We start from the raw sequence: 14,231 nt of genomic DNA on the forward strand, positions 1-14,231 counted from the left end.
CGGGCGCTCAGTCATCGCGGGCCGATCCCTGCGGCGAGGTCACGGCGGCGCCCTCGTCGTCGATGACCACGTCGACCGCGCCGGTGTTGGTGCCCACCGGGGCCTCGCTCGAGCGCTCGGCGGCGCTCTGACGGGCCATGGTGATCGCGTCCATGATGGTCTCGACGTCCACGACCCCCTCGAAGACGCCGCCGCGGCCGGTGACCAGGGTGGCGCCGGCGCTCGAGACGAGCATCGTGTCCAGGGCGTCGTTGAGGGTCGCGCCCGAGCCGACGACGGGCAGCGCCGGGTCGAGCTCGGTGGGCAGGCGCGTCATGCGGGAGAGCTCGCGGCGCGAGGGCCAGGAGATGGGGCGTCCGCGCTCGTCGACCACGACCGCGTGGTTGTGGCCCGCCTGCTCGGCGCGGCGCAGGGCCTCCGCGGCGTTGCCGCCGGCGTGCGCGACGACCGCGTCGGCCGCCTCGACCTCCCGCACGCGGCGCAGGCCCAGCTGCTTGAGGGCGGCGCCCGAGCCGATGAAGTTCTCGACGAACTCGTCGGCCGGCTCGGCGAGGATCCGCTCGGGGGTGTCGTACTGGACGATCTGCGCGCCCTCGCGGAAGACCACGATCCAGTCGCCGAGCTTCACGGCCTCGTCGAAGTCGTGGGTGACGATGACCATCGTCTTGCGCACTTCCTGCTGGATGCGGATGAGCTCGTCCTGCAGGCGCTGGCGGGTGATCGGATCGACGGCGCCGAAGGGCTCGTCCATGAGCAGCACGGGCGGGTCCGCGGCGAGCGCCCGGGCGACGCCCACGCGCTGCTGCTGCCCGCCCGAGAGCTCCTTGGGGAACCGCGAGCGGTAGACGTCGGGGTCGAGGCCGACCAGCTCGAGCAGCTCCTCGACGCGCTCGGCGATGCGGGCCTTGTCCCAGCCCAGCATCTTGGGCACGAGCGCGACGTTCTGGGCGACGGTCATGTGCGGGAACAGGCCGCCGGCCTGGATGACGTAGCCGATGCGGCGGCGAAGCTCGTCGCCGTTGATCGTGGTGACGTCCTCGCCGCCCAGCACGATGCGCCCCTCGGTGGGCTCGATGAGGCGGTTGATCATCTTCAGCGTGGTCGTCTTGCCGCAGCCGGAGGGGCCGACGAGCATGACGACCTGGCCCTCGGGGATCTCGAGGGTGACGCCGTCGACGGCCGGGCGCTTCTGCCCGGGGTACCGCTTGGTGACGGCGTCCAGGAAGATCGAGCGGCCCGATGCCTCGCCGGAGGCGGAGTCCGCGGCGGTGGTCTGGGTGCGGGGGTCTGAGTCGGTCACCGGATGCCCTTCGAGGTCGTGAGCCTGCCGAGGCCCAGCAGCAGGAGGTCGAGAATGAGGGCCAGGAGGATGACGCCGACGGTGCCGGTCACCACCGACTCGATCGCCCCGGCACCGCCGAGGCGCGAGAGGCCCTGGAAGATGAAGCCGCCCAGCCCGGGGCCGAGCACGTAGGCGGCGACCGCCGCGACGCCCATGACCATCTGGGCGGAGACGCGCACTCCGCTGAGGATCACGGGCCAGGCCAGCGGCAGCTCGACGCGGAAGAAGATGCCCAGCCGGCTCATGCCCAGGCCCCGCGCCGATTCGACGAGCGCCGGATCCACCCCGGCGAGGCCCACGATGGCGTTGCGCAGGATGGGCAGCGCCGCGAAGAACACGACCACGATGACGGCGGGCTTCACCCCGAAGCCGAAGGGCGCGACCATCAGGCCGATGAGGGCGAAGGACGGGATGGTGAGCCCGACGGCGCTCACCGAGTTGGCGGCGGCGCGGCCGAGGCTCGAGCGGTGCACGAGCGCGGCGATCGCGACCGCGATGACCGTCGCGAGGACGACGGACTGGGCGACGAGGCTGAAGTGCTGGGCGGCGGCGAACAGGATCTCGCTCGAGCGGGAGCTGAGGAATTCGCCGAAGTCCACGGAATCGCCTGCGCTCTCGTCGGGGGTCGGAGTCGGGTCGGAGGTCAGGTCCCGAAGCGCACTGCGGCGGGCCGAGCCGCGCCGTCGCGCCGCTGGGCGCCTCGTCGACCGTAGGGTGCCGCGCACCACAACTCAACTCCGCACCGCCCGCGCACCCGCCGGGCGGCGCGTGGCACCCCGTCCGCGACCCTTCGACCTTCGGCTGCATTCGTGCCGGTCACGGGTTCTTTTCCCGAGAGGTCCGACGCGCCTTGGTCACAATCGCGTCACGGTGTCACCACGATGCGGCCGCGAGGCCGTCCCGGCACCCCGGCGACGGGTCCTGCTCTCCCCAGGGGTGCGGTCCGCTCAGACGAGTGGAGCCTCCTCGGCGGCGCCGGGGATCGCGGCGATCAGCTCACGGGTGTAGTCCGTCTGCGGGTCGGTGAGGACCTCCGCCGTCGCCCCGCGCTCGACGACCTCACCGCGGCGCATGACCAGCACGTCGCGGCAGACCTGACGGAGCACGCCGAGATCGTGGGTGATGAACACGAGGGCCAGCCGGTGCTCGTGCTGCAGGCGCGCGAGCAGCGCGAGGATCTGCGCCTGCACGGTGACGTCCAGGGCGGAGACCGCCTCGTCGCACACGAGCACCTGCGGCTCGACGCTGAGCGCGCGGGCGATCGCCACCCTCTGCAGCTGTCCGCCGGAGAGCTCGTCCGGGCGCCGGGCCGCGAGCATCGGGTCGAGCCCCACGTCGCGGAAGAGTCGGACGAGCAGCTGCTGTCGAGCGGCGCGGGGGCGCGGCGCCAGCGCCCGCACCGGCTCCAGCGCCGACCAGCCGACGGTGCGCGCCGGGTCGAAGGAGGAGTGCGGGTTCTGGAACACGGGCTGGACGACGCGGCGGATCGCCCGGTCACCGCGGGAGACCGCGCGACCGGCGACGCGCACGTCCCCCTCGTCCGGGCGCGTGAGGCCCAGCAGGATGCGCGCGAGCGTGGTCTTGCCCGAGCCGGACTCCCCCACGATCCCGATGCTGTCCCCCGGCCTCACCTCGAGATCGGCGGGAAGGAGGGCGGTGACGGGCTCGCGCCTCGATCCGAAGGTCTTGGCGATGCCGCGGGCGTGCACGAGCGGATCGTCCTCCGGCGAGGACCGCGGCGGCTCGATCGCCTCGAGCGTGCGGGAGCGGCCCGGGATCGCGTCGACGAGAGCACGGGTGTAGGGGTGCTGCGGATCGACCAGGAGGCTGCGGCTGGGGCCCTCGTCGACGACCTTCCCTGCCCGCAGCGCCAGGGTGCGGTCGGTGCGGTCGGCCGCGATCGCGAGATCGTGGGTGATGAGCAGCAGCGAGGTGCCGTGGGAGCTCGTCAGCTCCCCGATCCGATCGAGGATCCTGCGCTGCACGGTGACGTCGAGGGCGCTCGTCGGCTCGTCGGCCACGATGAGCGCGGGCTCGGTGACCATCGCGGCGGCGATCAGCACGCGCTGGCGCTGCCCGCCGGAGAGCTCGTGCGGCCAGCGCCCGGCGAGGGACCGCGGATCCTCGAGCCCCGCGTCACGCAGGGCCTGCAGCGCTCTGTCGCGGTGCTGTCGCGGGTCGCCGATGCGGTGGATGCGCAGAGGCTCAACGACCTGGTCGAGCACCCTCTTCAGAGGATCCAGCGAACCGCCGGGGTCCTGCGGCACGTACCCGATGTCGCGTCCCCGCAGACGGCGCGCGCCGCGCACCCCGAGCTCGAGCAGCTCGTGACCCGCCACCTCCACCGTCCCGTGCACGCGGGCGCGCTGATCGAGCAGCCCCAGCACGGATCTCGCGATCGTCGTCTTCCCCGAGCCCGACTCTCCCACCAGCGCGACGGACTCGCCCGGGCCGACCTGCAGGGAGACCCCGTCGACCGCTGTGGTCCCGCGCCCGCGGCGCACGTACTGCACGGCCAGGTCCTGGATCCGCAGGACCGCGGATGCGGCGCCGTGGGTCGTCTGCGGGACGTCGCGTGCCGAGGACGTCGTGGTGCTCTCGTTCATCGGTCCTTCCTCGTGCCGATGCCGCGGCTGACCCTGTTAACGCTGAGCACGGTCAGTGCCGCCACCAGCGACGGGAACAGGGTCCACCACCAGGCGCTCGCGATGTACGTGCGCCCCTCGTTGATCTGCGAACCCCACTCGGGCTGCGGCGGCACGGCGCCGAAGCCCAGGAAGCTCAGCGACGCGACCGCGAGGATCGCGCCGCCCAGGTCGATCCCGGCGACCACGGCGATCGCGCCCGAGGCGTTCGGGACGACGTGCGTGAGGATCGCGATCACCCGCCTGGTGCCGCTGGTGGCGGCCGCGTCCATGAAGGGCAGTCCGATGATCCGCAGCGTCTCGGCGCGTGCGATCCGCACCATGCCGGGGATGCCGGAGATGCCGACCGCGATGGCGACCTTGTCGACGCCGAAGCCGAGCGCCGAGATGATCGCGAGCGAGAGCAGCAGGCCCGGGATCGAGACCAGCACCTCGACGGCGCGCGAGATCACCGCGTCCAGGATCCCGCCGGCGTACCCCGCGACCATTCCCAGCAGCCCTCCGCACACAAGCGAGATCGCGATCGCGACGAGGCCCGCGAGCAGCGAGGAGCGCGCTCCGTGGACCACACGGCTGTAGACGTCGCGGCCGTTGAGGTCCGTGCCGAACCAGTAGTGCGAGCCCGGTGGGGCGAGCGACGGGCCGACGGCCTCGATCGGGTCCGTGGGGGCGAAGAGGTCGGGCACCAGGATCCATCCCACGAGCAGCAGCAGGAACAGACTCGCGAGGGTGACCCCCGGACGGGCGCCGAGGATGCGCAGGACACGGAGCGGTCCGCGGGACCCGCGGGCCGGACGGGAGCGGCCCCGCGGTGCGTCCTGATGGCTCTGGGGGCCCTGGGCGCGCTCGGGGCGCTGGGCATGCTCAGGGCGCTGGGCCCGCTGGGTGCTCGTCATCGTCGACCTCCTCGATGGGCCGGGGAGACCACGCGCGGATCGATGAACGGATAGCTCAGGTCGACCACGAGCGTGACCAGCACGTACAGGCCGCCGGTGAGGACGATCAGCGCCTGGATCAGCGGGAAGTCGCGCGCGGTGACGGCTTCGACGTAGAGATTGCCGATCCCGGGACGACCGAAGATCGTCTCGATGATCGCCGCGCCGGAGACCACACCGCCCACGAGCATCCCGATGATCGTGTACACCGGCAGGCTCGCATTGCGCAGCACGTGCCCGAGGACGACGCGGACGGGGCCGAGCCCGCGAGCGCGGGCGACCTCCACATACCCCTCCGCGGAGACCTCGCGGATGCTCCGCGAGAACACCTGGCTCAGGGTCCCCGCGCCGAGCAGCGCGATGGTCAGCGCAGGCAGCAGCACGGCGCGCGGGCCGTCGGCCCCGAAGGCGGGGAACCAGCCCAGACGGAAGGAGAAGATCTGCAGCAGCAGGATCGCCATCACGAACGAGGGCACTGCGATCCCGATGACGGTCACGGCCTGGAAGGCGGAGCGCAGAGCCGCCGTGGGCAGCAGCACTCCTCCCAGCGCGAAGACGATGCCGAGGATCACCAGGAACAGCAGGCTCACCAGCCCGAGCTCGAGGGTCGATCCCAGGCTGTCGCCGATCACGGCCGAGACCGCCTGCCGCTGCCGCGAATAGGCCGTGCCCCAGTCGAGGGTGACCACACGGTGCAGATAGCTCAGGTACTGCACGAGCAGCGGCCGGTCCAGCCCCATCTCGTCGCGGATGAGGCCCAGCTGGGCCTCGTCGGCCGCGCCGGCATCCCCCTGCCCGCTGCCCATGACGATCAGGCGGGCCGGGTCCCCCGGGGTCAGCTGGACGATGATGAAGGACAGGGTGATGGCGCCCCAGAGGACGACCACCGCCTGCCCGAGGCGGCGCAGGACGTATCGGAGCACGGCGGTCAGTCCGCGGGCGCGAGATCGGCGAAGGCGGGCTTGTTCTCGGCGTCCAGGGCGATCTTCCGGATCTTCTTCGAGGCCGCGCTCACCGAGATCGCGTCGACGAGGGGGACGGAGTACCCGCCCTCGAGCAGGAGGCGCTGGGCCTTCTCCGATGCCGCCGCCCGCTCGTCGGGATCCGTCGTGCTCTGCAGGGCCAGCAGCGCGTCGTCGATCTCGTCAACGGGGTGGCCGTAGAAGAACGACTGGTTCTCGTAGAAGGAGCTGTAGACCACGCGCAGCACGTCGGGATCCGCGCGGCCCTGCGTCCACGTCGAGAGGTCGTACTTCGCGTCGTAGAGGCCGGTCTCGCTCGCCTGCGCCTCGGTGACGGGCTTGAGCTCGAACTCGATGCCGACCTTCTTCCACTGCGCCTGCAGCAGCTGGAAGAGCTGTTCGTAGACCGTGTTCCCGCTGGTGTACTGGATGGAGACGCTCAGCCGATCGCCGTCGTCGTTGGTGCGGATGCCGTCCTTGCCGACGGTCTTCCAGCCGGCGTCCTCGAGGAGCTTCTCCGCCGCCTCGGGGTCGTGCTCGAGGAACTCCGAGAGGTCGGCCGCACCGGGGGTGGAGGCCGTGAGCAGCCCGGTCGCGGGCTTCACCTGGCCCTGGTAGATGCGCTCGGCGATCTCCGCGCGGTCCGTCGCGGGGTTCAGCGCCCGGCGCACGCCCTCGTCCTCGAAGATCTCCCGGTAGACGAAGGGGATCAGCGGGAAGGAGATGCCGCGCGTCGGATTCTTCGAGACCTGCAGCTGGCCGCCCTCGACCGCCGGGAGGGTCGACGTGTCCAGCAGGAACGCGAAATCGACCTGGCCGGAGGACACCGCGCCCGCGAGCGTCGTGGGATCGGGGATGAACGAGATCTTGATGCTCTCGTAGGCGGCGGCCTTCTGGTTGCTGTAGACCGACGAGCCCCAGGCGTAGTCGTCGCGGCGGGCGAGGGTGATGGACTCGCCGGGCGTGTAGTCCTCGAGGGTGAAGGCGCCGCTGCCGATGACCTTCCCGGCCGCGACCTCCTTCGGGTCGAGCTCGAGGGTCGCATCGGCGAGCATGCTGAGCGTCTGGGTGCTCGCGGCCTGCAGGAACTGGGCGTTCGGGCCGTCGAAGGAGACCTTCGCCGTGCGTTCGTCGACCACCTCCGTCTTCCGGTAGCCGCGCAGGTGGCTCGCACCGATGTAGGCGAGCGCCCCGAGGTCGACGACCCGGTCGAAGTTCTTCTTCACCGATGCGGCGGTGAACGCGGTGCCGTCGGAGAAGGTCACTCCGTCGCGCAGGTGGAAGGTGAACTGCGAGCTGTCCTTGTTCACGTCCCAGGACTCGGCGAGCCAGGGCACGATCTCCCCGGACTCCGGGTCCTGGTCGACGAGGGTGTCCGCGATCTGCCGGGCGACGGCGCGCGAGACCGTGTACGGCGGCTGGTGGGGGTCGTAGTTCTCGCTGTCCTCGGGGAAGCCCACCGTCAGCACGGACGTGTCCGCGGAGCCACCGGATCCGGAGGAGCCGCTGCAGGCGGCCAGCAGGGGCGAGGCGACGGCGGCGAGCGCGGCGGCGCCCGCGAAGGAACGGCGGGAGATGCGGGACGGGGACGACGAAGGAGACGGGGAAGGGGACGAGGAAGGCGAGGACACGAGACCACCTGGGGGTGTGGACGGGGCGTGGATGCGGCGGTCGGCGAGTGGTCGTCGAAGCACCACAGACTATTAGCGTTTATGGGTTCCCTAGCGTCAACTTATGTGAACGGGGCCGCATCGCGTTGGTACTGTCGAGGACGTGCACCCCTCGGACATCCGCCACCTGCTCTCCGTCTCCACCCCGGCCCTCGCTCCCGACGCGAGCTTCGCGATCGTCGCCGTCTCCCATCCGGACGAAGGCGCCGACCGGAGCGTCGGCCAGCTCTGGAGGTTCGAGCTCGACGGCGCCGGCCGCAGGCACGGGGCTCCGCGGCGGGAGAGCGGCGCAGCCCGGCGCCTCACCCGCGAGATCTCCGACTCCGCGCCCCGCCTCTCCCCCGACGGCTCCGTCCTCGCCTTCCTGCGGCCCGACGCGCGCGGCCGCGCGCAGATCCATCTCCTGGACCCCCGCGGGGGCGAGCCGATGCGGGTCACGGACGCCCCGCTGGGCGTCGGCCAGTTCGTCTTCTCGCCCGACGGCTCCCGCCTCGCGTTCCTCGCGCGGATCCCGGAGCCGGGCCGCTACGGCACCGTCGACGGCATCGGCCCCGATGCGGAGCCCGCGCGGCGCGTGGACAGCGTGCGCTGGCATGCCAACGGCGTGGGCTGGAGCATCGACCGACCCCGCCAGGTGCACGTCCTGGACCTGCCGTCCCTGGACGACGAGCCCGAGTACCCGCAGGCGCCGCGGGTCGGGACCGGCAGCGGGTGCGGGACCGGCAGCGAGGGCGGGATCGACGGGGTTCGCGGTCCCGCCGAGTCCGACGGGGCCGAGGACGCCGAAGGCGTCTCCCCTGCTCCCGGCACGGCCGTGCAGCTCACCGAGGGCCCGGACGATCACACGGCGCTCGCCTTCGACACCGACGGCACGCGCGTGCTCGCGGTGCGCGACCGCCTCGAGTCCGACGTGCGCGACCTGCGCTCGGTGCTCGTCGCGATCGATGCCGGGACCCCGTCGTCCGCATCGATCCTGCTGGAGGAGGCCGACGGCCTCTCGATCGACCAGCTCGTCGCGCTCCCCGGCGGCGCTCTCGCCCTGCTCGCCTCCGAGCCGATCGACGGCCGTGACGCGATCGCGCCGGACCGCGCCGTCTGGCTGCTGGACCCGCCGAGCGGCTCCGCGTCCGGCCGTCCGCGCCGGATCACGGATCCTGAGCAGCTCGAGCTGACGTCAGCCGGGCCACTCGAGACGGCGGGCGATCGGGTGCTCGTCCACGCGCTGACGCGCGGGCGGATCCACCTGCACCTGGTCTCCCGCGACGGCACCACGCAGGAGGTGCTCGGCGGCGACCTCGAGGCGCACGGCGCCGCGGCCGTCTCCCCGCTCGGACAGGCCGGCGAGGTCGTGGTCCTCGCCGCTGCCTCGACCCCCACCAGCGCGGGCGAGCTCGTGCAGGTGCAGGTCCCGGCGCCGGGCGAGGACGCGGACGCTCGTGGGCACGTCGGGGCAGGCGGCGCCGGCGAGGTCGGCGGGCCCGACGAGGACGCGGCGCGGGCCCTGCCGTCGGCCCCTCGCGTGCTCACCGACCTCGGAGCCGACCTGCGCGCCTGCGGGCTCGTCGCCCCGCGCGAGCTCGAGGTGACCGGCCGCGATGGTCACCCGGTCCACGGCTGGCTCGCGGTGCCCGAGGGCGAGGGCCCCTTCCCCGTGATCCTCATGATCCATGGCGGCCCCTTCGCCCACTACGGCGTCAGCGTCTTCGACGAGGTGCAGGTGCTCGCGGGCGCCGGGTACGCGGTCGCCTATTGCAATCCGCGCGGCTCCGCCGGGTACGGACGGGCGCACGGTCGCGCGATCAGGCACCGCATGGGCACCGACGACTTCGCCGACGTCATCGACTTCCTCGAGGGCGCGATCGCGGCCGACGCCGCGGAGCATCCGGGCCGGCTGGACGCCTCGCGCCCGGGGATCATGGGCGGCTCCTACGGCGGCTACCTCACCGCGTGGAGCATCGCCCACGACCACCGCTTCGCCGCGGCGATCGTCGAGCGCGGCTTCCTCGATCCGGCGAGCTTCCAGGGCACGAGCGACATCGGCTCGTACTTCGGCGACGAGTACGTGGGCACCGACCCGGCCGACATCGCGCGGCAGAGCCCATTCGCGCACGTGGGCGACGTGCGCACGCCCACCTTCGTCATCCACTCCGAGCAGGACCTGCGCTGCCCGCTCGAGCAGGGCACCCGCTACTTCGCGGCGCTGCGCCGCAACGGGGTGCCGTCCTCGATGCTGGTGTTCCCCGGCGAGGACCACGAGCTCACCCGCTCGGGACGTCCCCGGCATCGTCTGCAGCGCTTCGCCGCGATCCAGGACTGGTGGGAGCAGGCGTTCAGCGGCCGGGCGTGAGCGCGACGCTCAGCGTCCGCTCGTGAGCGCCTCCCAGGCGAGCGTCGCGAGCAGCAGCGCCTGGTCCGCGAGCACCGAGTCGTCGAACATCGCGTACGCGGAGTGGTTCGAGGCCGGCGGGTGCTCGGGGTCCCAGTCGGCGGCCACGCCCACGAAGCCGTAGGCGCCGGGCACCGCCTCCAGCACGCGCGAGAAGTCCTCGGATCCCGTGCGGGGCCGCTCGAGCTGCTCGACGCGCTCCTCGCCGAACAGGTCGCGCGCCACGCGCGAGAACTCCTCGGCGGCGGCGGCGTCGTTCACCGTCGCGGGCAGGACCTCCCGGAACTCGACCTCCGCCTCGAGTCCGTGGGCGGCGGCCACGTGGCGCACCAGCTCGGGCAGCTCGCGCGCGGCGCGTCGGACGGCCTCGGCGCTGAACGTGCGCACGCCGGCGCGCAGCCGCGCCTGCTCGGGGATCACGTTCGGGGCGGATCCGGCATGGAGCTCGCCGACGGTGACCACGACCGGGTCGAAGACGCTGAATCGGCGGGTGACCTCGGTCTGCAGGGCGAGCACGATCTCCGCGGCGGCGGGCACGGGGTCGCGGGCCTCCTGCGGACGCGAGCCGTGGCCCCCGGTGCCCAGCACCGTCACCTCGAGGATCGAGTAGGCGGCCATCAGGGTGCCGCCGCGCACCCCGATCCGTCCCGTCGGCGAATCGGCGTGGACGTGGATGCCGAAGGCGCTGGTGGGACGCTCGCCGGCGACGTCCAGGAGCCCCTCGGCGAGCATGCGGCCGGCCCCGTCGTACCCCTCCTCTCCCGGCTGGAACATGAGGATCACGGTGCCCGGCAGCTCGTCGATCCGCGCGGCGAGGAGGCGGGCGGCGCCGACGAGTCCGGCCACGTGCAGGTCGTGCCCGCACGCGTGCATCGCCCCGTTGGTCGAGGCGAAGGGCAGGCCCGTCGCCTCGGTGATGGGGAGCGCGTCCATGTCGCCGCGCAGCAGGGTCACCGGTCCCGGTCTGCCGCCGCGCAGCACGCCCACCACCGAGGTCAGGTCACGGCCCTGGATGATCTCGAACCGACCCTCGTTGAGCCCGAGGCCCTCGAGCTCGCGCAGGACCCTCTCCTGGGTCCACGGCAGCTGCAGCCCCACCTCGGGATGGGCGTGCAGGTCCCGGCGCAGCGCCTGGAGGTCGGCGAGGAAGCCGTCGGGGAGGGCGAAGGGTGCGGGCATCGGGTCTCCTCGGTCGTCGTCGGATCGGGTCCAGTCTGCCCGGATCGGTGCGCCTGCGCGTCGCGGGTGCCACACTGGTGGCGCGCAGGAGGTGATCGCCTTCTCTTTCCACGCCCGGGGTGGAGACCGCGACGGAGGAGTGGACTAGCATCGATCCGGCCCTCGATACCGTCGTGGAGGACAGCCTCCGGGGACGCGGTCGATGCTCACGCCCCCTGGGATGTCCGCCCGCCGTGATCCTCGCGCCCGCCAACCCCCAGGCGTGCCCGCCGCCGACACGTCTCCATCCCGTCCATCGAGGAGAAAGATGTTCGAGTTCCCCTTCGGCAGTCGCCGGACCGTTCCTGCCAAGGACGGCGCGAGCTGGCCTCACGTCATCATCATCGGCGGTGGCTTCGCCGGCGCCAACGCCGTGCTGGGCCTGCGCGACACCCGCGTGCGCGTCACCCTCATCGACCGCAACGTCTACAAGACGTTCCAGCCGCTGCTGTACCAGGTCGCGACCGCCGGCCTGAACCCGGGCGACGTCACCATGTTCCTGCGCGGCCTCTCGCTGAACGTGCCGAACATGCGCTATCGCCAGGGCGAGGTCGTGGGCGTCGACCCGGAGCAGAAGGTGGTGCGCCTCGAGAACGGCACGAACACCCCCGACGAGCTCTCCTACGACTACCTGGTCCTCGCCAACGGCGCGACCACCACGTACTTCGGCACCCCGGGCGCCGAGGAGCACGCGATGCCGATGTACACGCGCTCCCAGGCGATCGCCATCCGCGACCGCGTGTTCTCCGAGCTCGAGCGCACCAGCCGCATCGAGGACACCGACCGGGTGCACGTCTCGATCGTCGGCGGCGGGCCGACGGGCGTCGAGATCGCCGGCGCCCTCGCGGACTTCCGCATGCAGGAGCTGGACATCCTCTACCCGGAGATGGACCCGGGCACTCTCCAGATCACGCTGCTGCAGCGCGGCGGCGAGCTCATCAAGGAGTTCCGCGAGGAGTTCCGCGAGTACGCGGCCGAGGAGCTCGAGGCCCGCGGCGTCGAGCTGCGCCTGGGCCACGGCGTGAAGTCCGTGGGCTACGACTTCGTCGAGCTCGACGACGGCTCGATCCTCGAGTCCGACATCACCGTGTGGGCCGCAGGCGTCGCGATCGCGGAGACCGTCAAGGACTGGGGCCTGCCCCAGGACTCGCGCGGACGCCTCGACGTCGACGAGAACCTGCAGGTCAAGGGCTTCCCTGGCGTGTACGCGGCCGGCGACATCGCCGGCGGCGAGAACGCCCTCCCCCAGCTCGCGCAGCCCGCCATCCAGTCCGGCCGCGCCGTCGCCCGCATGATCGACGCCGACGTCCGCGCCCAGGGCAAGGGCAAGAAGCCCTTCCACTACGTGGACCTGGGCACGATGGCCACGATCGGCCGACGCGCCGCCATCACCGAGCTGCCCGACCTGCCGATCGCCGGCTCGATCGGCCTCTCCGGCACGGTGGGCTGGTTCGCCTGGCTGGGCGTGCACGTCACCAAGCTGCTGGGGCACCGGAACCAGCGCGCGGTCTCGATGAACCTGCTGAGCCTGTACGCCGGCACCCGCGCCACCCACCAGCCGAACCCCGTGGTCGGCGAGGTCGACTCGATCGCCGCCGCCACGACCTTCCGCGAAGAGGCACAGCACCGCCTGTTCGGCCCCGACAAGCAGCACAGCTGAGCCCGGTGCGGCCCGGCCGGCGCCTGGGTGGGGCAGGCCGACTGCCTGGGCACGGTCGGTCGACTGCCTGGTATGCGCGACCGGCTGATTGCCGCGCCCGGACAGTACCGGCGCGGCTGCCCCCGGGGACTCGAACGTCGTCGATCTGCGGATCGCGGGCACTCGGCGGGCGGTCTCCAGCGGAGGCGTGCACTACGCGTAGTCATAGGTCGGGTGACGTGCTCTATTCGTCGTGACCCGACCTCCTGCTACGCGAAGTGCACGGGGCACCCGGAGACCCGTGTCAAAGCCGCGGTGTCGTCCCGTCCGGCGGTCGCCCCTCGGCAGCTCGTCGCAGCGAGCCTTGTCCTCAGCGCAGTGACCGACGCTTGCGGTGCAGACGGTGGGCGACGATGGACCTCAGAAGCTCACGGGTCCGTTCCCACTCCTCGATGACGTCCTCCCAGGTCAACCGTAGAACCACATAACCCTGCGCGATCAGCAGCTGATCCCGGCGCCGGTCCTCCGCGTACGCCTCCGGGTCCGTGTGGTAGGCAGCGCTGTCGCATTCGATGATCAGACGCTCACCCACACGGATGTCGGTGCGGCCCACGGCGTCGACGTACCACTGCGGCTCCACCCGAACCCCCAGGCGCTGCAGGTACCTGCGCACCCGGGTCTCCGTGCCCGACTGGGCACGCGGGTCGATGACACCGATGCTCTCGCGCAGCTTCACCGGCAGCCCCGCGAGCACCCCGTCGATCTCGTCCGCGCTCAGCAACCCCTGGTTCGCCACGGACTCGAAGGCGATCGCCGCGTCCTCCGCGCCGCGGCAACGCGCGAGGTGGTCTAGTGCGATGCGGATCGGCATGATCGGCTCGAAGTCGGGCCAGCGGTGCTGGTACTTGTGGGGCACGACGTCACGATCAGGGGTGCGCGGCTTCTCCCCGCGCAGGGTCGCCACATGCAGCTTCTCGTCGCGCACCATCCAGACGCCGTGCAACTCCAGGGCGTCCCCGCACGTGAGGCGGGCCCCGATCTTCAACGCTCGGGCAACCTTCGCGGGGGTCTCCGGCGTTCCGTACCATCCGCGCCCGAGCTGGACGAGCGTCCCCTGCGCGATCTCTCGCGCGATCACTCGGCGGGAGATCCCGCTGTCCTCGCGCACGGACGACGGGATCACGTGCAATTCCTTCTTGTGCTCCGATTCCATGTCGCGGAGCCTCTGCCGTGCGCAGTGCCCCCACCAGCCCGCCGCGCCGATTGTGGATGACAGCGTCCACCCCGGGGTTGGGGAGGACTCGCGGTGCCCGTCCCGCTGCGTCTTCGGCGCGGCGCCGACGGGCGCATTGCCCTCGTTCCGCCGGGTCTCGAGCGAGGGCGTGCACTACGCGTAGTCATGGGTCGGGTGACGTGCTCTATTCGTCGTGACCC

Annotated in this window: 10 protein-coding genes; 2 read left to right on the forward strand and 8 right to left on the reverse strand. The window is 72.1% G+C overall.

Annotated features, from left to right (window positions below; genetic code table 11):
* Positions 1-7 precede the first annotated feature (7 nt).
* The 6 genes from Bra3105_RS08230 to Bra3105_RS08255 all read right to left on the reverse strand — a co-directional run bounded on the left by Bra3105_RS08230 (position 8) and on the right by Bra3105_RS08255 (position 7,515).
* Positions 8-1,300: an ABC transporter ATP-binding protein gene (locus Bra3105_RS08230; RefSeq protein WP_228359399.1), complete on the reverse strand. Its 1,293-nt coding sequence runs from the start codon at positions 1,298-1,300 to the stop codon at positions 8-10.
* Positions 1,297-1,941, reverse strand: a complete 645-nt coding sequence (locus Bra3105_RS08235; protein WP_228359400.1) for an ABC transporter permease — start codon at positions 1,939-1,941, stop codon at positions 1,297-1,299. The genes Bra3105_RS08230 and Bra3105_RS08235 overlap by 4 nt, the downstream gene beginning before the upstream one ends.
* Positions 1,942-2,289: 348 nt before the next feature.
* Entirely contained in the window at positions 2,290-3,948 is a 1,659-nt protein-coding gene (gene nikE, locus Bra3105_RS08240; RefSeq protein WP_228359401.1) for a nickel ABC transporter ATP-binding protein NikE, read from the reverse strand.
* Positions 3,945-4,883: an ABC transporter permease gene (locus Bra3105_RS08245; RefSeq protein WP_228359402.1), complete on the reverse strand. Its 939-nt coding sequence runs from the start codon at positions 4,881-4,883 to the stop codon at positions 3,945-3,947. Before Bra3105_RS08245 ends, nikE begins: the two co-directional genes overlap by 4 nt.
* The gene (locus tag Bra3105_RS08250) at positions 4,880-5,845 is read right to left on the reverse strand and encodes an ABC transporter permease (RefSeq protein WP_228359403.1); all 966 of its coding nucleotides are present in this window, start codon (positions 5,843-5,845) and stop codon (positions 4,880-4,882) included. Before Bra3105_RS08250 ends, Bra3105_RS08245 begins: the two co-directional genes overlap by 4 nt.
* A 5-nt stretch (positions 5,846-5,850) precedes the next feature.
* The gene (locus tag Bra3105_RS08255; RefSeq protein WP_228359404.1) at positions 5,851-7,515 is read right to left on the reverse strand and encodes an ABC transporter substrate-binding protein; all 1,665 of its coding nucleotides are present in this window, start codon (positions 7,513-7,515) and stop codon (positions 5,851-5,853) included.
* 142 nt (positions 7,516-7,657) lie between these two features.
* Here Bra3105_RS08255 and Bra3105_RS08260 point away from each other — a divergent pair, with 142 nt between their 5' ends.
* Positions 7,658-9,901, forward strand: coding sequence for a S9 family peptidase (locus Bra3105_RS08260; RefSeq protein WP_228359405.1), 2,244 nt, complete (start codon positions 7,658-7,660; stop codon positions 9,899-9,901).
* 9 nt (positions 9,902-9,910) lie between these two features.
* Here the strand turns inward: Bra3105_RS08260 and Bra3105_RS08265 are convergent, their stop codons facing one another.
* On the reverse strand, positions 9,911-11,119 hold the full coding sequence (locus tag Bra3105_RS08265; RefSeq protein ID WP_228359406.1) for a M20 metallopeptidase family protein: 1,209 nt from the start codon (positions 11,117-11,119) through the stop codon (positions 9,911-9,913).
* A gap of 307 nt (positions 11,120-11,426) precedes the next feature.
* Here Bra3105_RS08265 and Bra3105_RS08270 point away from each other — a divergent pair, with 307 nt between their 5' ends.
* Positions 11,427-12,818: an NAD(P)/FAD-dependent oxidoreductase gene (locus Bra3105_RS08270; RefSeq protein ID WP_228359407.1), complete on the forward strand. Its 1,392-nt coding sequence runs from the start codon at positions 11,427-11,429 to the stop codon at positions 12,816-12,818.
* 349 nt (positions 12,819-13,167) lie between these two features.
* On the opposite strand, the gene Bra3105_RS08275 is transcribed toward Bra3105_RS08270, so the two are convergent.
* Complete coding sequence (locus Bra3105_RS08275) at positions 13,168-14,010, reverse strand: endonuclease domain-containing protein (protein WP_228359408.1); 843 nt, start codon at positions 14,008-14,010, stop codon at positions 13,168-13,170.
* Positions 14,011-14,231 lie beyond the last annotated feature (221 nt).

This window comes from Brachybacterium halotolerans subsp. kimchii, from assembly GCF_020792675.1.
In the GTDB taxonomy this organism is placed as follows: domain Bacteria; phylum Actinomycetota; class Actinomycetes; order Actinomycetales; family Dermabacteraceae; genus Brachybacterium; species Brachybacterium halotolerans.

What these genes read in the sequence shown, in the direction of transcription:
- Bra3105_RS08275 (WP_228359408.1), bottom strand. Translation starts at nt 14,010, where the DNA reads ATGGAATCGGAGCACAAGAAGGAATTGCACGTGATCCCGTCGTCCGTG.
- Bra3105_RS08265 (WP_228359406.1), bottom strand. Translation starts at nt 11,119, where the DNA reads ATGCCCGCACCCTTCGCCCTCCCCGACGGCTTCCTCGCCGACCTCCAG.
- Bra3105_RS08245 (WP_228359402.1), bottom strand. Translation starts at nt 4,883, where the DNA reads ATGACGAGCACCCAGCGGGCCCAGCGCCCTGAGCATGCCCAGCGCCCC.
- nikE (WP_228359401.1), bottom strand. Translation starts at nt 3,948, where the DNA reads ATGAACGAGAGCACCACGACGTCCTCGGCACGCGACGTCCCGCAGACG.
- Bra3105_RS08270 (WP_228359407.1), top strand. Translation starts at nt 11,427, where the DNA reads ATGTTCGAGTTCCCCTTCGGCAGTCGCCGGACCGTTCCTGCCAAGGAC.